Source organism: Haloferax sp. ATB1 (assembly GCF_000730175.1).
Genome location: NZ_JPES01000101.1, coordinates 1 through 19,595 on the forward strand (window position 1 = coordinate 1; position 19,595 = coordinate 19,595).

The 19,595-nt window shown below is 61.9% G+C and carries 15 protein-coding genes and 2 pseudogenes; 9 read left to right on the top strand and 8 right to left on the bottom strand.

From position 1 onward, the window contains the following. The 7 genes and pseudogenes from ATB1_RS16625 to ATB1_RS16655 form a co-directional block, all read left to right on the top strand. Nucleotides 1–837: Tm-1-like ATP-binding domain-containing protein (locus tag ATB1_RS16625; RefSeq protein WP_042665770.1), on the top strand; the 837-nt coding region annotated here is incomplete at its 5' end. Between the two features lie 177 nt (nucleotides 838–1,014). Beyond that, nucleotides 1,015–2,437: pseudogene (locus tag ATB1_RS24445) on the top strand (substrate-binding protein). Between the two features lie 280 nt (nucleotides 2,438–2,717). Further along, nucleotides 2,718–3,659: a branched-chain amino acid ABC transporter permease gene (locus ATB1_RS16635; RefSeq protein WP_042664448.1), complete on the top strand. Its 942-nt coding sequence runs from the start codon at nucleotides 2,718–2,720 to the stop codon at nucleotides 3,657–3,659. Next, nucleotides 3,656–4,798 (top strand): branched-chain amino acid ABC transporter permease, encoded by a 1,143-nt coding sequence (locus ATB1_RS16640; protein ID WP_042665772.1) that lies wholly within the window; start codon nucleotides 3,656–3,658, stop codon nucleotides 4,796–4,798. Before ATB1_RS16635 ends, ATB1_RS16640 begins: the two co-directional genes overlap by 4 nt. Beyond that, on the top strand, nucleotides 4,798–5,556 hold the full coding sequence (locus ATB1_RS16645) for an ABC transporter ATP-binding protein (protein WP_042665773.1): 759 nt from the start codon (nucleotides 4,798–4,800) through the stop codon (nucleotides 5,554–5,556). The genes ATB1_RS16640 and ATB1_RS16645 overlap by 1 nt, the downstream gene beginning before the upstream one ends. Further along, entirely contained in the window at nucleotides 5,553–6,296 is a 744-nt protein-coding gene (locus tag ATB1_RS16650; RefSeq protein WP_042665774.1) for an ABC transporter ATP-binding protein, read from the top strand. Before ATB1_RS16645 ends, ATB1_RS16650 begins: the two co-directional genes overlap by 4 nt. Nucleotides 6,297–6,532: 236 nt before the next feature. Beyond that, the gene (locus ATB1_RS16655; RefSeq protein ID WP_042665775.1) at nucleotides 6,533–7,792 is read left to right on the top strand and encodes a PQQ-binding-like beta-propeller repeat protein; all 1,260 of its coding nucleotides are present in this window, start codon (nucleotides 6,533–6,535) and stop codon (nucleotides 7,790–7,792) included. A 61-nt stretch (nucleotides 7,793–7,853) separates the two neighbouring features. Here ATB1_RS16655 and ATB1_RS16660 read toward each other — a convergent pair whose 3' ends face one another. The 5 genes and pseudogenes from ATB1_RS16660 to ATB1_RS16675 form a co-directional block, all read right to left on the bottom strand. Beyond that, the gene (locus ATB1_RS16660) at nucleotides 7,854–8,687 is read right to left on the bottom strand and encodes a phosphoenolpyruvate hydrolase family protein (RefSeq protein WP_042665776.1); all 834 of its coding nucleotides are present in this window, start codon (nucleotides 8,685–8,687) and stop codon (nucleotides 7,854–7,856) included. A gap of 119 nt (nucleotides 8,688–8,806) precedes the next feature. Beyond that, nucleotides 8,807–9,217, bottom strand: coding sequence for a cupin domain-containing protein (locus ATB1_RS16665; RefSeq protein ID WP_042665777.1), 411 nt, complete (start codon nucleotides 9,215–9,217; stop codon nucleotides 8,807–8,809). A 918-nt stretch (nucleotides 9,218–10,135) separates the two neighbouring features. Further along, a complete protein-coding gene (locus ATB1_RS16670; protein WP_042665778.1) occupies nucleotides 10,136–11,089 on the bottom strand; it encodes an AEC family transporter in 954 nt (317 codons plus the stop codon). Nucleotides 11,090–11,707: 618 nt separating this feature from the next. Beyond that, nucleotides 11,708–11,785 (bottom strand): annotated as a pseudogene (locus tag ATB1_RS21785) (IS6 family transposase); the annotation flags it as partial. A 120-nt stretch (nucleotides 11,786–11,905) separates the two neighbouring features. Then, nucleotides 11,906–12,844, bottom strand: a complete 939-nt coding sequence (locus ATB1_RS16675) for an NAD-dependent epimerase/dehydratase family protein (protein ID WP_042665779.1) — start codon at nucleotides 12,842–12,844, stop codon at nucleotides 11,906–11,908. Nucleotides 12,845–13,674: 830 nt separating this feature from the next. Between ATB1_RS16675 and ATB1_RS16680 the strand changes: the two genes are divergently transcribed. Both ATB1_RS16680 and ATB1_RS16685 read left to right on the top strand, forming a co-directional pair. After that, nucleotides 13,675–15,729, top strand: a complete 2,055-nt coding sequence (locus tag ATB1_RS16680; RefSeq protein ID WP_157837760.1) for a DUF2206 domain-containing protein — start codon at nucleotides 13,675–13,677, stop codon at nucleotides 15,727–15,729. Nucleotides 15,730–15,808: 79 nt separating this feature from the next. Continuing rightward, entirely contained in the window at nucleotides 15,809–16,813 is a 1,005-nt protein-coding gene (locus ATB1_RS16685) for a glycosyltransferase family 2 protein (protein WP_042665780.1), read from the top strand. A gap of 12 nt (nucleotides 16,814–16,825) precedes the next feature. Here the strand turns inward: ATB1_RS16685 and ATB1_RS22545 are convergent, their stop codons facing one another. The 3 genes from ATB1_RS22545 to ATB1_RS16695 form a co-directional block, all read right to left on the bottom strand. Beyond that, nucleotides 16,826–17,638, bottom strand: coding sequence for a polysaccharide biosynthesis C-terminal domain-containing protein (locus ATB1_RS22545; protein ID WP_198526133.1), 813 nt, complete (start codon nucleotides 17,636–17,638; stop codon nucleotides 16,826–16,828). Between the two features lie 139 nt (nucleotides 17,639–17,777). Beyond that, nucleotides 17,778–18,293 carry a lipopolysaccharide biosynthesis protein gene (locus tag ATB1_RS22550; RefSeq protein ID WP_198526134.1) on the bottom strand — a complete coding sequence of 172 codons (516 nt, stop codon included), beginning with the start codon at nucleotides 18,291–18,293 and terminating at the stop codon, nucleotides 17,778–17,780. Nucleotides 18,294–18,408: 115 nt separating this feature from the next. Continuing rightward, entirely contained in the window at nucleotides 18,409–19,590 is a 1,182-nt protein-coding gene (locus tag ATB1_RS16695) for an ATP-grasp domain-containing protein (protein ID WP_042665781.1), read from the bottom strand. Between the last annotated feature and the right edge of the window lie 5 nt (nucleotides 19,591–19,595).

Here is a 19,595-nt window from a genome sequence, read left to right on the forward strand (position 1 = left end):
ACGATGGCCTCGGGCGACACGGAGCCGTACATCGGCTACCACGACATCGCGATGATGTACTCCGTCGCCGACATCGAGGGACTCAATCAGCTCTCTCGGACCGTCATCTCCAACGCGGCGCTCGCGATGGTCGGCATGGTGTCGAACGAACCGGACGTCGAGACCGAGGACAAACCGACCATCGGAATCACGATGTTCGGCGTCACCACGCCGTGCGTCCAGACGGCCCGCGACTGGCTCGAAGCGCGCGGCTACGAGACCATCGTCTTCCATGCGACCGGGACCGGGGGTCGGGCGATGGAGTCGCTTATCGAGGAAGGCGTCATCGACGGCGTGCTCGACGTCACGACGACCGAGTGGGCCGACGAACTGGTCGGCGGCGTCTTGGCGGCGGGCCCCGACCGACTCGACGCCGCGGCCGAGCGCGGCATCCCGCAGGTGGTCTCGACCGGCGCGCTCGACATGGTCAACTTCGGGCCGAGAGACTCCGTCTCCGACGAGTTCGACGGCCGGCAGTTCCACGTCCACAACCCGCAGGTGACGCTGATGCGGACGACGCCCGAGGAGAACGCCGAACTCGGCCGCATCATCGCGGAGAAGCTCAACGCCGCGACCGGCCCCACCGCGCTCGCGCTCCCGCTCGGCGGCGTCTCGATGCTCGACGCGGAGGGCGAGGAGTTCTACGACCCCGAGGCCGACGACGCGCTGTTCGGCGCGCTTCGCGAACATCTCGACGACCACGTGGAGGTCATCGAATCGCCGGCGAACATCAACGACGACGAGTTCGCGCGAACGCTCGCGAAGGCCATCGACAGCCGGATGCGAGCCTCGGCGTAAGACGCCCGACGCCGACTCCGGCGACGAGCGAGCGCTTCGCTCCGCGCACCGACGCCCGGAGCGCCAGCGCACGGGATTTCGCGCACGACATCGCCCGTACGACCTGTTTTCTACCCGGATAATCACAAAGTTTAACTATACCATGACACCATGTGACTACCAGCGTTCCGAAGAAACATGACTGATCAACCAGCGCTAACTGACGAATCCAGGCGACGCTATCTGAAAGCAATCGGGACGGCCGGACTCACGGCCGGACTCGCGGGCTGTTCCGGTGGGGGTGGTTCCGAAGGCGAGAACAACAGCGGCGGCGGGGGCGGCGACGACTCCTCTGGCGGGGACACGTCCGGTGGCGACGACAGCGGCGAAGACTACGAAGCCATCGGGAACTTCCCGCCCGAGGGGAACTCCGTGAGCATCGGATTCAACGGGCCGACCTCCGGCGCGTTGGGTCCCGACGGTCAAGACCAGGAGAAGGGCTTCGACCTCGCGGTCAAGCACCTGAACGAGGGCGGCGGCCTCGTCGACTACTGGGACCGACTGAGCGGCGACGGCATCATGGGCTACCAGGTCGAGCCGACGAAGGCCGACACCGCCGGGAGCGCCGACACGGCACAGGACAACATCGACCGGATGATTCAGCGGGACAACATCCAGTTCTGGACGGGCGGCATGTCCAGTACGGTGACGATGGCGATGCAGAACGTCGCCCAGCGGGAGAAGGTCCCGTTCATGGGCGGCAACTCCACGTCCGCCGGCATCTCCGGCGAGAACTGCTCGCGGTACTACTTCCACCCGACGTTCCACGCGGAGATTATCGGGATGGCGATGGGCGAGGCCGCGCCCTCGGTCCTCGGCGAGGACCGCTCGCTGTTCCACATCTACATGGACTACTCCTACGGGCAGTCGAACCGCGACGCCGCCCGCAAGTACCTCACCGAGCAGGGTCCGTGGGAGGACGCCGGCGGTGCCGCCATCGCGGAAGGCGAGACCGACCACAGCTCCCAGATTCAGGCGCTCGAAGACTCCGGGGCCGACACGCTGTACTTCTCCAGCTTCGGTAACTTCGCGGCCAGCGGCCTCGCGCAGCTTGCGAGACGCCGGCCTGACCGACGACATCGAGGTCATCATCCCGCACGTCAGCGCGTTCACCCTCGACCCGCTCGGCGCGGACGCCGAAGGCGTCCTCGGCATGGAGCCGTGGAACCCGAACGCCGACAACGAACCGAGTCAGGTGTTCGTCGAGTCCTACCAGGAGGAGTACGGCGAGACGCCCAACCAGAGTTCGCTGCACACCTACGAGTCGATGATGGTGTACGCGGCCGCCGTCGAGGACGCGGGGACCTTCCACCCGCCGACCGTGGTCCGAACGCTCGAAGAGTTCGAGTGGAGCCTCGCGTGGGGCGACTCCGCGTTCCGGACGTGCGACCACCAGGTCGAACGGCCGTGGTACATGGTGCAGGGCGTCGGCGACGACCGCGCCGAGGAACTCGGCATCCGGACGGAGATCGTCGAGACGACCGACCCGCTCGTCTACGAGTGCAGCGAGTTCCCGGCGTCCAACTGCGCCATGGGCGACAACGAGTACGGAGACGAGTGACGACCTGACCGCGCCTCGATACGACGTACCAACTCCCTTTTCGGCAGTCGGGACTCCCTACGCGGTCACCCCACCCGCGTTCGACTGCTCGAACGCCGCTTTTTCTCGGTCGCACGGGCCTCGCGTCGACGCCCGGAGACGACCGCCGCCGCCGCATCCGGAGAGCGGGACCGCTGGCGCGTCAGAAGTCAGCGAAGCACAAGATTAACATACTGAAGAATGCATGAATAATCGTGCACACCATGAAGTGGTTACTCACATCTGTACCGAGGTGGAAGCGATGAACATCGACGGGGTCGTCGGATTCCTCTTCATCGCACTGAGCGTCGCGTCGCTGTATCTGCTCGTCGCGGTCGGGCTTTCCATCGTGTTCGGGTCGCTCAAATACGTGAATATGGCCCACGGCGTCCTCTACTTGAGCGGCGCGTACATCGGGCTCCTCATCGCGTCGAGCGAACAGTACGGTGGGCTCTTAGGCGACTTCGGGCAGGTCGGACTCGATTGGGGGTTCGTCCCCGCGCTCGTGTTGACGCCGGTGGTCATCTTCGTCCTCGGCGTCGCCATGGAGCGTTGGATCGCGAAACCGTTCTACGAGCGAGAACTGCTCGACCAGCTGTTGGTGACATTCGGAATCCTCATCGCCGCTCAAGAGCTGGTCGCCATCCTCTTCGGCCGGACGGGGACCATCTACCCCCGACCTGAGTGGCTCACGGGCGCGATTTCGCTTCCCGTCATCGGTACGCCGCCGGGGATGAGCGCGGCCTCGACGATACGCGTCCTCGTCGTCGCGCTCACGCTGTTGCTCGTCGCCGGCATCTTCGCGTTCTTCAAATACACCGACTACGGGCTGGCCGTGCGGGCGGGCACCGAAGACTCCGAGATGACGCAGATGCTCGGTATCCGCGTCGGGCGGCCGTTCCTCCTGATATTCGCCGTCGGTGCCGCGTACGCCGGGCTCGCCGGCGTCCTCGGGGGGTCGCTGTTCAACGTGACCTCCGAAATCGGCATGGAGATAATCATCCCGTCGCTGGTCATCGTCATCATGGGCGGCGTCGGCAGTTTGCGCGGGACCGTCGTCGGCGCGCTGCTCGCCGGACTCACCTTCGCGGTGGCGACGGAACTCGAACCGAGCATGACGCAGGCCAGCATCTACCTGCTGGCCATCGTGGTGCTGACGATTAGGCCGAGCGGCATCTTCCCCTCGGCGGAGGTCGGACAATGAGCACGGACAATATCCACAAGACCGTAGACGAAGAATCGTCGTTGATTAGCTGGGACACCTGGGACGGAATCAAGCACACCGAGTCGTTCGTCTTCCTGGCGTCGGTGCTGTTCGTCCTGACGTTCTCGTACGCGTTCGGCCGCGCACCGGTCGTCTCGGACATCTTCCAGGGGTATCACGGGCTCGCGGTTACCATCCTCATCTGGTCGATATTCGCGCTCGGGTTCAACCTCCTGTTGGGCCAGACCGGCCTCCTCTCGTTCGGGCACGCCATGTTCTTCGGGACCGCGAGCTACGCCTCGGCGCTGTTCGCGATTCACGTGTACAACGACCCGCTTGCGGTCATCGTCGTCGGGACGTTGGCGGCGGTCGCCCTCGGGGCAATCGCGGCGCTGATTCTCCTGCGCCTCCACACGGTGTACTTCTCCATCGTGGCGCTGGCTATCGGCCAGTTCCTCTACTTCCTCGCCCGAGAACCGCTCGTGGAAATCACGAAGGGGATAAACGGCCTCGAAGTGCCGCGGTCGCCCGTCCTCGGGTTCTTCGAACTGGAACACCAGTACGGCGGGTTCCTCGGCGAACTCATCGTGAACAACCTCTACCTCTTCGTCGGCGTCTTCTTCGTCGCCGTCGTCGTCTCCATCACGCGCATCCGCAAGTCGCCCTACGGGCTCATCTTCAAGGCGATTCGCGAGAACGAGACGCGGACGGCGTTCGTCGGTCTCGACGTCTGGCGCTACAAGTTCGCGGCGTTCCTCCTGTCCGCGTCCATCGTCGGCCTCGCCGGCGGCCTGATGGCCGTCAACACCCAGTTCGCGGGCGTCGAGCGACTCTACTGGTCCGTCAGCGGCGACGTCGTCGTCATGACCGTCCTCGGCGGACTCGGCACGCTCGCCGGGCCGGTCATCGGGACGTTCGTGTTCTTCTACTTCAAGGGCATCGTCAACGGCTTCCCGACGCTCGGCAACTACTGGCTGCTCCTGCTCTCACTTTCGTTTACCACGGTCGTGTGGGTCTACCGCGACGGCATCTGGGGGATGACGACCGCCCTCACCGGCGCGCTCCGCGAGCCCAGAGAACTGCTGGACTCTATCACGGGTGGCGACTCGACCGGCGACTCCTCGGGAGGTGAGAACTGATGGCGCTGCTCGAAACCCACGGACTCACCAAGGAGTTCGGCGGGCTCACGGCGCTCGACGGCGTCGACATCGAAGTCGAAGAGGGCGAACTCGTCTCGCTCATCGGCCCCAACGGCGCCGGCAAGTCCACGCTCATCAACACGATAACCGGTCGGCTGCGTCCGACCGAGGGCGAGGTGTTCTACGCCGGGAACGAACTCGTCGGCATGAAGCCGTTCGAAATCGCACAGCTCGGCGTCGGTCGGTCGTTCCAGACCGCGTCGATTCTCCCCGAACTCACGGTGCGGGAGAACGTGCAGGTCGCGTCGTTCGCGGCCGAACACGGCTCGTTCCGGGTCAATTTCTTCCGCCGACGGGACTCGTTCGACGAGGTCCAAGCGCGGACGAACGACATCCTTGAGACCATCGGCCTCGACTCGAAGGCCCGGATGGAAGCCGGCTCGCTCCCATACGGCGACAAGCGGCGCTTAGAGGTCGCCATCGGACTCGCGACCGACCCGGACCTGCTGTTCATGGACGAGCCGACCGCCGGCATGTCGCCGACGGAGACCGAGATAACGGTCGACCTCATCCACGACCTGCTGGCCGACTGGGGGATGACCATCTTCCTCGTCGAACACGACATGGACATCGTCTTCGACGTCTCCGACCGCATCTTCACGCTCCATCAGGGTCGGCTCATCGCGCGGGGGACCCCCGAGGAGATTCGGGAGAATCCGGCCGTCCGCGAGGCCTACCTCGGAGGTGGGGAACAATGAGCCTGCTCGAACTCGACGACGTACACGCCTACTACGGCCCGAGCCACATCCTCCGCGGCGTCTCCCTCGACATCGACGAGGGCGAGGTCGTCACGCTCCTCGGCCGCAACGGCGCGGGGAAGACGACGACGGTCCGCAGTATCGCCGGGACCGAACCGCCCGCCGTCCGGTCGGGGTCGATTCGGTTCGACGGCGACGACATCACGGACTGGCCGGCCGACAACATCGCCATGGGCGGCATCGGCGTCGTCCCCGAGGGGCGGCGGCTGTTCACCGAACTGACGGTCGAAGAGAACCTCGAAATGTCGAAAATCACCCGCGGTTGGTGGAACACCATCCGCCGGGGCGGCCTCGGCGGCGGCGAGAGCACGATGTCGATAGACGAGCTGTACGACCTGTTCCCGCGGCTCGACGAGCGGCGGGCCCAGCAGGCCGGGACGCTCTCGGGCGGCGAACAGCAGATGCTCTCCATCGCGCGGACCCTCAGGCTCCCGAACCTCAAACTGCTGTTGCTGGACGAACCGACCGAGGGACTGGCCCCGCAAATCGTCAAGGCGGTGGGCGACTCCGTCGCGGAAATCGCCGACCAGGGGCTGACGGTACTCCTCATCGAGCAGAACGTCCGCGAGGCGCTCCGCATCGCGGACCGCGGCTACGTGCTCGACCAGGGTGACATCGTCTACAGAGGCACCGTGGACGAACTCGAATCCGAAGACCTCGACGAATACCTCGTCGTCTGACCGCACCGACCTCGCACCCCGCGGCGCGACCGATTGCGCTCCATTCAACCCCTCCTCGCTTCCGGTTCGGTTCGTTCTCGTTTCGACTCTCTCCTCGGCTCTCGTTCGACTCTCGTTCGACTCTCGTTCCGGTTCCTGTCCCGGCGCTCAGTCTCGCATTTCGAGGTGGATTCTTCGTCCCCGGTCGCCGTCAGTCAGTCGACAATATTATTTCGTGACACTCGAACACACGGGACATGAAACGGACCAACCGACGACGGTTTCTCGCCGCGTTCTCCTCGTCCGCGCTCACGTTCGCCGCGGGGTGTCAGCGACCGGTCGCGTCAGCGTCACAGAACCACCCCGTGTCCGAGCCGGTCACCTCGTGGCCGACGTTCCGCGGGGGACGGTACAACACCGGCTACATCGGCGACGTGTCCCCGCTCGACTCGGAGCCAACCGTCGAGTGGACGTTCGAGGCGGGCGACGCGTTCTGGGGGAGCCCAATCGTCGCCGACGGCGTCGTCTACATCGGCAGCGCGGATAGCTCGCTGTACGCGCTCGACGCCGAGACCGGCGAGAAACGCTGGTCCTTCGAGGCGGGACACCGAATCGAGGGGACGCCGGCGTACGCAGACGGCGTCGTCTACATCGGGTCGTACGACAAACACCTGTACGCCATCGACGCCGAGACCGGCGAGGAACGCTGGTCCCGGGCGTTCGGCGGGTTGATTCGAGGGAGCCCGACCGTCTACGAGGGGACGGTCTACACCGGCGTCGGCTGTCACAACCTCGCGTGCGCGTGGTACGCCGAGGAAGCCAACGTCTCGGAGACCGGCTGGGTGTACGCCCTCGACGCCGAGACCGGCGAGACGGAGTGGCAGTACGAGGTCGGCGACGAGGTCGTCAGCAGTCCGGCGGTCACGGACGACCGCGTGTACGTCGGCTCCTCCGACGAGGCGCTGTACGCGCTGTCGCGGTCGACCGGCGAAGTCGAGTGGCGGTACGAGACGCGCGACATGATATGGTCGAGTCCGGCGGTCGCCTACGGCTCCGTCTACTTCACCGACTGGAACGGGAACGTTCACGCCGCCGACGCGGCGACGGGCGAACGGGAGTGGCTGGCCGACACAGCGGGCCGGTACATCTCGGGGTCAGTCGCCGTCGGCGAGGAGGCCGTCTACGTCGGCCACACGCCGTACAACACCCTCGACGACCCGACGACGAACCACGCGAAGGTGTTCCGCTTCGACCGCGAGAGCGGCGCTGAGAACTGGAGTTTCGAGACGCCGGCGCTGGAGGTCGGGAGCAGCCCCGTTCTGACGGAGGACGTGCTCTACGTCGGAACGCACCGGCAGTCGGACGGCGACGGCGTCGGCGTCCACGCCATCACGACGGACGGACAGGAAGAGTGGTTCATGGAAATCGACGGGCGGGGCGTCGGGTCGAGTCCGGCGCTCGTCGACGGGCGACTGTACTTCGGCGGAACCGACGCGAAGGTGTACGCGGTCGAGTAATTCGACTGTGCGCGAGGCGGCTTTCGCGACGGTCCGCGTTCGGTAGCTCCTTTCGGCGCTCTCAGAAGTCGATGTCCTTGAACTTGCGCGCTTGGTCCTCGATGGCCTCCTCGGTGGCGAGGCGCTCGATGCTCGACGCGCCGAAGAAGCCGACGACGCCCTCGGTGTTGTTGAGGACGTACTCCGCGTCGTCGGGCCACGCGATGGGACCGCCGTGGCAGATGACGTGCACGTCGTCGCGGACTTCCTTTGCGGCGTCGTGGTGCGCCTGCACGCGCTCGGCCGCGTCGTCGAGGTCGAGCGCCGTCTCCGCGCCGATGTCGCCGGAGGTCGTCAGGCCCATGTGGGAGACGATGACGTCGGCACCGGCTTCGGTCATCGCTTTGGCCTGCTCTTCGGTGAAGACGTACGGGCACGTCAGCATACCCTGCTCGCTCGCCTCGCGAATCATCTCGACTTCCTTGTCGTAGCCCATGCCGGTCTCTTCGAGGTTCTTCCGGTAGCTGCTGTCCTCGTCGATGAGTCCGACCGTCGGGAAGTTCTGGACGCCCGAGAAGCCGCGACGGCGCAAGTCTTCGATGAACACGCTCATCTCGCGGAAGGGGTCGGTCCCGTTGACGCCGGCGAGTACCGGCGTGTCCTCGACGACCGGAATGACCTCGTGGCCCATCTCGACGACGATTTCGTTGGCGTCGCCGTACGGCAGGAGACCGGCGAGGGAGCCACGACCGTTCATCCGGTAGCGCCCCGAGTTGTAGATGATGAGCAGGTCGACGCCGCCGCGTTCGGCGAACTTCGCGGAGATGCCGGTTCCGGCACCGGCACCGATGACCGGGTCACCGGATTCGATCGTGGATTCGATACGGTCGAGTGATTCGGCACGAGTATACTTCATCCGAGTTGACAGGCCATCGCATACGACTTTAATATTTCGGAAGAAACGACCGGCGACCGGGCGCCGGGAGAGCGACGCGGTCGGGACGGCGTCGGGGAGAAACCGCTCGCCCGCGCGGGTCAGTTACCCGGGAACTCGCCGGGCGGGAAAATCGTCGCGTCGTCGTCGTCGCGAATCTCGGCTTCCGGGCCGGGCGGGCAGTAGACCGCGAGGAACCGAAGCGGCTCCCACGACGTGTTGATGGTGCTGTGTTCGACGCCGCTGGGGATGTGAACCATGTCGCCCGCGCCGACCGTGCGCGTCTCGTCCTCGATGGTCTGTTCGCCCTCGCCGCCGAGGAAGTACAGTATCTCCTCGCTGTCGGGGTGGGTGTGTCGCTCGTGGCCCTTTCCGGGTTCGAGCAACACGACGCCGGCGCTGAACCCCTCAGAGCCGGTGACTTCGGGGGTGTTCATCCACTTGAGCGTGCCCCAGTCCAATCCAATCGTCTCTACGTCGTCCGCCTGGACGAACCGCTTTTCGGATACCATGACGTATTGAGTCAAACAGTATCAATTATTAAATATTTTGGTGGCCGGAATGCGGTCAGAAGTTCGTCGAGCGCTCGCGAGCGACTCGAACGATTTTCGAGAGGAAAACGACGGTGCAGAGTTGAGGTCGACGGCCAACGCGACTGGACTAGCAGTAGGAGGCCTCACACGGTGATTCGACGCTATGCGAGTCGGCGACGGTCACGCGGACGCCCCGGCCCGTTCGCGTGTTGTAAATTATTAATAGACAACTATGATTGCGAGCGAACCGTGACGGAATCTGTCGGCGACTGAACGACGTACTCCGCGGGGGCGAGCGGAATCGGAGCCACGTACGGGAGATTGTCCGCTCGTCGAACCCGGGCGACCGTCCTACTCACGCGAGCTGTGCGGGGTTCGACCGGCAACGACGGCCGCCGTTCGCGCGTCGAACGAGTGTGGCGTGGTGACGAGTCGGACGGCTCTCGAACATCCGTTTTCATATCGAAAATACGGCGTGGAGTCGCGAGGGCGGAAGGTATCTGCGCCGGTACTCGACCCGTATTTTCGACCGCCATTACAGACGTACATGCGTAATATATCTATTACAAGCGTACGTCTGTAATATATTCTGTCAGCACTCGCAGTTTACGAGACGAGGAGGAACGGCCGTGGGGCCAACAGACAGATTCTGTCCGATACCTCCCGCGTAGACGGTGCGAATCTTCGCGGCGCTTGCACCCCAAACTCCGCGTGAGAAGCGGCCGTCGCGAGGACGCAAAGCGTTTGCGAGACCGCAATCGAACGGCTCCGCAACTGGCGGGGGAACCGTCTACCGGGCGCTCAGACGAGGCGCGAGTTGCGCGACCGAAACGATATTTCGAAATGTGAATCGGGAGGCATCACCGGTGAACGCCTCGAATACCGCCGTCGTCGCGCTCAGTACAGAGCGCCCGCCTGTAAGACAGCCACGAGAACGGTCAGGACGGCGACGCTGGCAACGGTGGTCGTGAAGATGGTCGTGCTGAGATACTCGGGCGCGGTGATGCCGTCGACCGTCGTGTCGTCGGCGTACTCGATGGTGAGCGCCAGCGGGATGACCGCGGCGGGGGTCGCACATTCGAGGACGAACACTTTCGCGACGGTCGGGTCGCCGAACCCCAACGCGAGCGCGAGGCCGAACCCGACGAGCGGCGCGACGACGAGCTTCAGCGCCGACGGCGCGAGCGACCGCGATATCACGGACACGTTGGTCTCGGCCAACTGGATGCCGAGGATGAGCAGCATGACCGGAATCGACGCGTCGCCGACGAGTCCGACGGTCTCCATGAGCGCCGAGTCGGTCGGCGGGACGAGCCCGAGCGCACGGGCGAGAACGCCGGCAACGATGGCGTACAGGAGGGGGAGCCGAAATATCTCGGTGGCGGCGTCCAGCACCCCGCTATCGGAGCCGTTCGACGCGATGTAGACGCCGAGGGTGTACACGACGAGGTTCTGGATAGTGAGGTAGATGACGGCGGTCGTCCGTCCGACTTCGCCGAAGGCGAACCCGGACAGCGGGATTCCGACGAATCCCGAATTCGGGAACGCCGCCGCCAACATGAGCGCGCCGAGGAGCGGTCCCGATTCACCGGCGAGTCGGCCGACGCCCCACGCGATGGCAATCATGAGAAGCGCGTAGCCGACGACGCCGACGCCGAGTTTGAGGACTTCCCCGCCCCCGAGGGTCGTCGTGGCGATGCTGTGGAACGCCAACGCCGGGATGAGTACGTACAGTCCGAGCGTGTTTATCGGCCCGACGTCGATGTCCGTCGTTCGCGCGAGGAGATACCCGACGACGGCGACGCCGAGAATCGGGAGAATCGCGTTCGTGAACGCCCCCGTCAACGACATGGCTCGTACCTCGAAGTAGGTCGATTCGGCGGTCGGGCGCGCTCAACTAACACTCTGCGCTGTCGCTGTCGGCTCATGTCAGTCCCATTGCGCTTCCCGTATAAATAGTATCGGTGATCGCCGCGTGAGGGTCGGCGCTACTCACCGCCGGAGGTCGTGTGAGCGAGCAGATGTGCGAGCAAGTAGTTCCGGAGAAAGCGTTTAACATAACACAGAATCGGGTCGGTAGAATGGACATGGGAATGCAAGTATCGTGAACTACTCACGGACGCTCGAACGAGGGCTGTCCCACGGATAATAAATGCGGTCGATTCGAACGTTGAGAATCTAAAAGATATATTTCATTAAATTTCGCTCAGAATGGCCAAGCCGACCACTCAACTCTAATCAACAGAGTAGGGCAGACATTCGAGTCACTTAACGAGGAACACGGTCTCTCAGGGATTGCGTATTATCCGAGAAGTGATAGAGAACGCAGTCGCCGGACCGATACCAGACCGGCTCAATGATTCGACGTCAAGGGCGGGCTTTGCACAGTTTATATTGTAAAAATAGAACAATATACCGGCATTAATCCCGATAGCGATCGGCAGGACTAATGTCGGCGAGACGACGTGTTGTCTCTCCAAGTGAACACCCGGTCGCGTGGAGTTGTACAGCGACGCCGATCAGGGCGTTCGCTGTTCGCTCACGCTCCCGTGTTCTCTCGAAACCCGTCGGCTGAGCGGTCTACGAGACCCATCCCACGGCACGTCGATTTTTCGACTTACCAAGCCCTTCGCAATGTACTGTCGACTCTCTCAGTGTGCAGTGGGTTCACACTGTGGATGGGCTTGCTCCATAGGAGGTGAGTAACCGCTTGACACCGTCATCGAGTGCGACCTGTGGGGCATATCCGATACGACTCTCCGCACGGGAGATGTCCGCACACGAGCGCTGGATATCTCCTCGTCGTGGGTCGCCGTGGACGATTGGGGAATTGCTGGCCGTCGCGTTCTTGATGATTTCCGCGAGTTCGTGAATCGCCGTCTCAGACCCCGTACCGATATTGTATGCAACACCGAACTCGTCTGTTTTCGCAGCGAGGAGGTTCGCACGTACGACGTCGTCGACGTAGACGAAATCGCGTGTTTGTTTGCCGTCTCCGTCGACGGTGATCGGTTCGCCCGCCCGCGCTTGTTCGAGAAAAGTACCGATGACACCACTGTAGTCTCCGTTCGATTGTCGTGGCCCATAGACGTTGAAATATCGAAGCGCCACCGTCTCCAGACCGTAGAGTTCGTGGTACAGTCGGGCGTATCTGTCTATCGAGAGCTTCTGTAAGCCGTACGGCGATTTCGGCTCTTTGGGTTCGTCTTCGCGAACCGGGACGGTTCTGGGGCGTCCATAGATTGCCGCGCTCGACGCGAGAACGACTCGCGCGTCTTCTCGCCGGGCCGACTCAAGAAGTCTGAGCGTCGCAGTCGTGTTCACAGAATGGCATCTGAACGGGTCGTCGACGGACTTGCTCACGCTCACTTTCGCCGCTTGGTGGAAGATGAGGTCGACGTCGAACGTCGCTTCGGCGATCGCGCGAGAATCCCGAATATCGGCCTGTACCAGCTCTACCGAGTCGGGAAGTCGAGAAGCAGAACCCGAAGAGAGGTCGTCGACGACTCTGACCTCGTTGTCCTCGGCCAGTACGTCTACGATGTGGCTCCCGATGAATCCGGCACCGCCTGTGACGAGAACTGTCTGCCCACTAATGTCTGCCATGACACTACCCACATCGCAATGTCGACTCAAGGTTACTTTGTGTCTTAGTCAGTGGCCTGAACGTCTCCGTCGTCAAAATTAACATCTAAAATTTTTTATTTTTCGGATTATAGACATGGATTATATGTCCCAGGTTCAACTTCGAATGCGATATTTTCCCGCCGCCGCCCGGTTTGGCGACTTACTGTTGGGAATATGTCATCACTAACTGTCAAGGCTCCCGGCTTAATTCGCACTTTCATTACAAGACTAAATTTGTAATTACTTTGACCGCCAACGAAGCGGCCGATTTCGAGGCTCTCAGCCGCGTCCCCGCCGGGCACCGGTGGTCGAGGCCCGCGTATACTCCCGGTATACTCTACCTAATCAAACAGCGATGAGGACAGTACCACCGACAACACTTCTCCACCGGCTATAGTTACAAACGTGTGTGATTTTCAACCTATTTTGATGTTCGTCGTGAGGCCGAGTGTCACATCCACTCGTCCGTCTTCTTGACTATCGCCGAGGGTTCGGTTCTCAGTCAGCGTCGGCGGTGACTCGTCCAGACGAGCGCCGGGACAAGCCATCATTCATCGTCTGAGGAAAGTATCGAATAACGGTCCTATTACTTACATTGGTTGGGTGATATCTCGAATCATAGCCTTCGAATCACGACCATGTTTCCGAAATTGAACAGGGTAGCGCACCCATCTCTCTCACAGACAGTATCGATTCAGCTTACTATCGTGACGCTACTCGCGCTGTTTTGGTTGACTCTTGGACTAGGTTCGGCTGGGATATTCGTCTCCGGTCTCAGGGTTGGAAGCACGCTCCTCCTGTTATTTTTCTTGCCCGGCCTCTTACTCACGCAGTTCGCTCGGCTCCGGATTACTCGGGGTGGAGAAGCCGTACTCTACGCAGTCGGGTTGAGCCTCGTCTTCCTTTCGTTGTTCGTCACCTCGGTCGGCGTACTCACACCGCTACTGAACGTCCAAGACACGTTTTCGTTGCAACCGCTGGCTATCTCCTTGACCGTCGTGTTGCTGCTGATAACCGCGCTTTTGCACGTTGTTGAAACACCAGAGGCGCGATTTGACTGGGTCGCGCCGACTCGTTTGACTGCGGGGCTGATAGCTGTTCCAGTCGTTGCGGTACTGGCCGCGGGGTTCATGAACGACGGTGGGGACGCCTCGCTGATGTTCCTCTTCGTCGTTCTCGTCGCCGCTGCCGTCGTGGTCAGCCCGACTCGGTTCCTCCCGCCGACGCAGTACCCATTGGCCATCTTCCTCATCGGACTTGCGACGTTCCTCCATCGAAACCTCCTCACCGGTGGTGTCATCGGTGCAGACGTCCAGTTCCAGTACTTCCTCGCCCAGCATATACAGGAGACCCACGTCTGGTCGCCCGGCGTCGGGAGTCGAATCACGGCGCTCCCGATGGTGACCGCGGTCCCGGCTGCTATCTCGACACTCGCCGACGTCTCAGTCGCGGCGGTGTTCAAGGTCGCGTACGTGTTCGTCTTTTCACTCGTCCCCGTCGGGATCTACTACGTCGGACGGCGTATCTTTGGGAACCGGGAGGCGCTGCTCGGCAGTTTCTTTTTCATCTTCTATCACATCTCGTTCTCTCTCACTCCGGGGAAGCAGTTACTCTCGGAGTTGTTCGTCGTACTGCTTTTGCTGCTCCTGTTCGAGCACGGCCTATCGACAGTCGGCAATAAAGCCGTCGCCGTCTTACTGAGTATCGGCGTTATTCACACCCATTACGGGACGGCATTCGTGCTTGGCGGGTCGCTGCTCGCCGGACATCTCATGCTTGGTGTGGTTCGTCGCGTCGTCGACGAGTTCGAACACGATAGCTCGGTCGTATACCCCGTCACATTTCTCGGATTGGCCATCGCTTGGTACGCGACGTTTTCGCCGCAGTTGCTGAACCAGATTCTGCGGATGCCGTTGGTCATCGGACAGCAGGTCGCCAATCTCGTCGTTGGCACGGCGGTCGGAACCGGTGCGAACTACATCGGTGGCCAGGTGACCGTACTCGACCAACTCAACGTCCTCGTCTACTTGGTCCTGACCGCACTGCTGGGGATTGGATTGCTGTCACGGGTCGTCACTCACGGAGTTCGATTACGTCGCGGCGAACGCACGGAGTACGTCGAGTACACTGCGCTCTCGATACCGATGTTCGTCTTCCTCGCGTCGACGTTCTTCGTCATCGCGAACCTCTGGGCCGACAGGACGTACCAGATGGTGTTGGTCGTCCTCGCACCGTTCGTTGCCCTCGGCTTTCGGACTCTGTTCGCGGCGACGGTCACGGCGCTCGAACGCCTCGGGAAACCCAGAGACCTCCGTCCCAGGTGGTCGCTCCTCGCAGTTCTTCTCAGCGCGTTGTTCGTCCTCAACTCGGGTGCCGCGTATGCCGCGGTCGGGAACGCGGACACAGCCACGTTCGACTCGAACGCCAACGATTACGTATTCACTGACGACGAACGCGCTGGTGCCGCGTGGCTCAAGGAACACGCCGGGCTCACTGGTTCCGGTTCGTACCGCTCTCCGAGTGCCGCCTCACCTTCGGACGACACAGTCACGATATACACTGACTCGGTGAGCTACCAACTGCTCCGTTCGACGACTCCGGAGACGTACTACGACGTCCGAATCGAGCGACTGCGGAGCCCTTGGCACCCAGAGTTCGACCAGAGCCGACTGCAACGCGGGTACGTGTTCATTCGGGAACGGAGCGTCAGGGACGTTTCCGGGTCCGAGCGTCTCCCGATTACGTCTCTCTCGCGTGAGCATGCCGAGGACGTGACCGAAGCTGGAACGGTCGTCTTCCGGAACGACGAGGTGACTATCGTGAGAATCGAGGGGCGATCAGACGGATACTCCGACGACCTGTGAGGGTTCGATTCGCCTTGGAGAAACCGGAGCGAACGTACCACCCCCGAAACGCTTTTACTGAGATACGATGTTGTATCGGATGATTGTGGCATCGACAGATCCGTCCACTGACCCGCTCGTGTCGTACGTTCTGGCGACGTACAACAGGCCGGACGACCTGAGAGAGGCTATCGAGTCCATCCTCGACCAGACCTACGACCCTATCGAGGTAATCGTAGTCAGTAACTCGACGGACGAGACCTCGACCATGTTTGAAGACGGCGGTCGCTTCGACGAACCGACCGTCCACTATCACGAGTTCCCCGGCCGGATGGGCGTCCCACAGGCGCGGAATATCGGATACGACCTCGCGTCGGGCGACATTCTCGTGACCATCGACGACGATGCGGTATTGACCAGTACCGATGCGACGGAGACCGTCGTCCGTCTGTTCGAGTCGAATCCCGAAATCGGAGTATTGGCCTTCCAGTGCCGCGACTACCGGACCGACGAGGTGAACCCCCACGAGACGCCCGACCCACCGCGATTCGACATGACGCCGACTGTCCCGTATCGCGCGACGAACTTCGTCGGCGTCGGAAACGCGATTCGAAGCGCGGTCATCGACCGAGTCGGTGATTTCCCGGAGGATTTCGTGTACGGGTTCGAGGAGATGGACCTCTCGTTCCGCGTCCACGAAAGTGGCTACGATATCCTCTTTACGCCCGAAGTCGCCGTCTGGCACAAGAAGTCGCCCGAAGCACGACGTACCGACCTCGAAACGCAGGAGCGGCTGGTCGGGAACCGAATCAAACTCGCACTCCGTAACCTCCCGATGCGCTATGTAGTGGTCTCGACGGTTCTGTGGTCAGTGTATGGGTTGCTACTCACTCGGCGGCCGTCTTCGCTCTGGAACATCTATCGCCGTCTCTACGACGAACGAGAGACGACCCTTGAGGCGAGACGCGTCGTCTCCCCGCGGACGATTCGGCGAATCAAATCGCGGAAGACGATGCTGTTCTTCTGGTGGTACGGCCCGCACCCCGGTCGGCTCTTCGGGAGAGACGGCACTCCGCAGCGGGTGTTCTGGGAGACGAGCAATTGAATTGAATCGCGGCTACTTATCGCTCGTCTGTCCACGCCCTGAACGCCGTTCGTCCGAAACGTAACGGGATGCGAGCAATCGAACCACGGGCAGCACGATACGGTGTCTGACGTCCGGAATCGACACGGAGAACGCGAGGTAGAGCAGTCCCCCGAGCAGTACCTGTAACACTAACGAGAACACGGTATCGACCGGGAACTGCGTCTTGACGCCGTAGACGACAACGCCCATCGCCACTGACGAGAGCGTAAACCATCCGATGAGGGGGTACGGAATCGAGAAATCGACGTATCGGCCGAGATAGCGTGTTTGAAGGAGTGCGTTTACGACCCACGAGACGGTCGTCGCCACCGCGGCACCGACGAATCCGATAGTGACGATGAGAATCGGGCTCAGGACTAAATTGACACCGACGGCGGCGACGGTCGCTTTCGCGGCGAGGTTCGGCCTGTTGATTGCCCTGACCGAAACCCCGACGATATCGTTGATGGATTGGAAGAACTTCTCTATCATCAAGACGACGAGGACCAGCGATGCGATGACGTATTCAGGACCGAAAAGGAATTCGAGAACGTCGGAGCCGTATATCACCGCCCCGACCACAGCGGGAATAGAAAAGAACACCGCGAACCCGATGGCAGTCGAGATGGTCGACTCTATCTGCTTCGCCGACGAATCCGCATTCCACTGGCTGATCTGGGGGAACAGCGTCAACGAGATCGACTTGCTGAACATGAGGACGAGCAGCGTCACCTGCCAGGCGACCTCGTACGCGCTGACGTAACTCTGGACGAGGAAAAACCCGATGAGGCAGAGTCCATCCACTGGTAGATGCTCCCCCCGACGGAGTTCACGACGTCGTACTTCGAGAAATCGACCAGCGACCGCATCTGTGGGAGTGTCGGCCGACCAAGGCCGATGTCGCAGGCGAGAACCGCCCAAACCAACGCGACGGCTGAGCCTGCTAAGAGTCCGTAGACGATGCCCTCGGTCCATATCCACGCGAGACGAAAAACGAACCGAGCCCGACCCAAGTGAGCCGGCGGGCGAACTCGATTGATGCGGTACGGCCGACCCGAAGTCGGCCCCGCACCGCATGAATGTACAGCAGCGAGAGCTCCCGGAGGAAGACGGCGAGGACCAACAACACTGCGAGGTCTCCACAGAGATAGTCGTTGATTCGGCCCCGAAACGCGAGGACGCCGAGTGAGACCACCGTGAGCAACACCAGTTTGAGAGCGAGTGCGGAACTCAATGTCCGGACGGGGTCTTCCCCCTCACTCAGCCGTTTTTCGAGTGCGGAACGGAGGCCGAAATCGGCGGGAATCGAGAGCAATCCTTGGACGGCAAAGAACAGGAAGAAGATACCCAATTGCGTCTGCCCGAGGTTTCGGGAGAAGTAGATGATGCCACCGAACATCAGTAGAGCACGTCCCGTCTTTGAGAGGAACAGCTTGAACGTCGAGAGTCCTATATCCATGATGGCACAGTGTCGCTAGCGAGCGGGCAACGAATAGTTACCCTGCCGCTACGGGGTACGACGTTCTCCGACCGACACGGTTCGAGTGCTGACCCGCGGCCGGGGCGTGACTGCGTCACGATGCACTGAACAGGGTGTTGAGTACACCTCGTGCGAACGGTTTGGGGTCGTCGAACGAGATGTAATCGAAGTGGGGGTGCTGGTAGACGGACGAAGCGACGTCGACGAACGCCTCCCTCATCGACGGTTTGTCGACGTTTGGGAAGTCGTCGACGAGGACGCTCCTGAGATACTGGAGTTCGCCGACGAGTAGATGCGTCGCGACGCCTTCCTCGTACCCCGGTCTGATCTCGTCTTTCCGACCCTGATTCGTGAGCCAGTAGTCGTACGGGTAGGTAGCGCCGGCGCGGATATCGAGATTCACGGAAGCCCACACTCGCGGATTGATTTCGAGGAGGTAGAACTCGCCGGTCTCTCGTTCCTTGATGAACTGAACTGACGCGAGCCCGTTCCATTCCAGATGAGTAAGCAACGATTCGGCCAACTCCTCGACCGCTGGGTCGTGTGTCATCTCCCGGAACACGCTCATCCCGCCAGCGTACGTTTTTCCGCGAAGTTGCCGTCGGAGACTCGTCTTCACCGGCTCGCCGTGGTCGTAGAGTGCCCGGAACGAGTACTCCTCCCCCCAGTGACACTCCTGCACCACGGGAACGTGGCCAAGCATGTCTTCGATGAGCCGGTCGACGTCGGGCGAGACTCCCCTCGGGATGTACTCGGGGCGTTGCCTGCCTTCACACTCCGTCGCCTCTAGATGGTCCACGTAATCGTGAGTGAGGATTCCGTACCGAGGTTTCACGATGAGCTCTCGATCCCAGTCTGTCACGTCCGTGAGGAGTTCCGTCTTCGGAACGCGGAGTCCGATGTCTTCCGCAACAGTAGCCAATCGATACCCATCCTGCGCGACCCTGACGGCATCGAACGACGGCCAGCCGATCTCGACATGCGGTTTGAAATCCTCGACGTACCGTGAGAGGACGTAGGCGTCTTCCTCCCTGATGGGGAGTATTGCCTCCACGTCGGGGCGCATCGAGAGCGAGACGAGCGCATCTTTGTACGCGATGACGTCCTCGTGCGGTGATGGAACGACGACGGTCTCGTCCGCGTACTTCGATGCGAACGCCGGGACAGTTTCGTCTTCCGAAACGACGACTGTATGAACCCCTTCGGGCGAGAGTGACCGAAGCGACGCGACGACGCTCACAGATTGATTCGCTGGAACGATGATCGACTTCCACATGATTG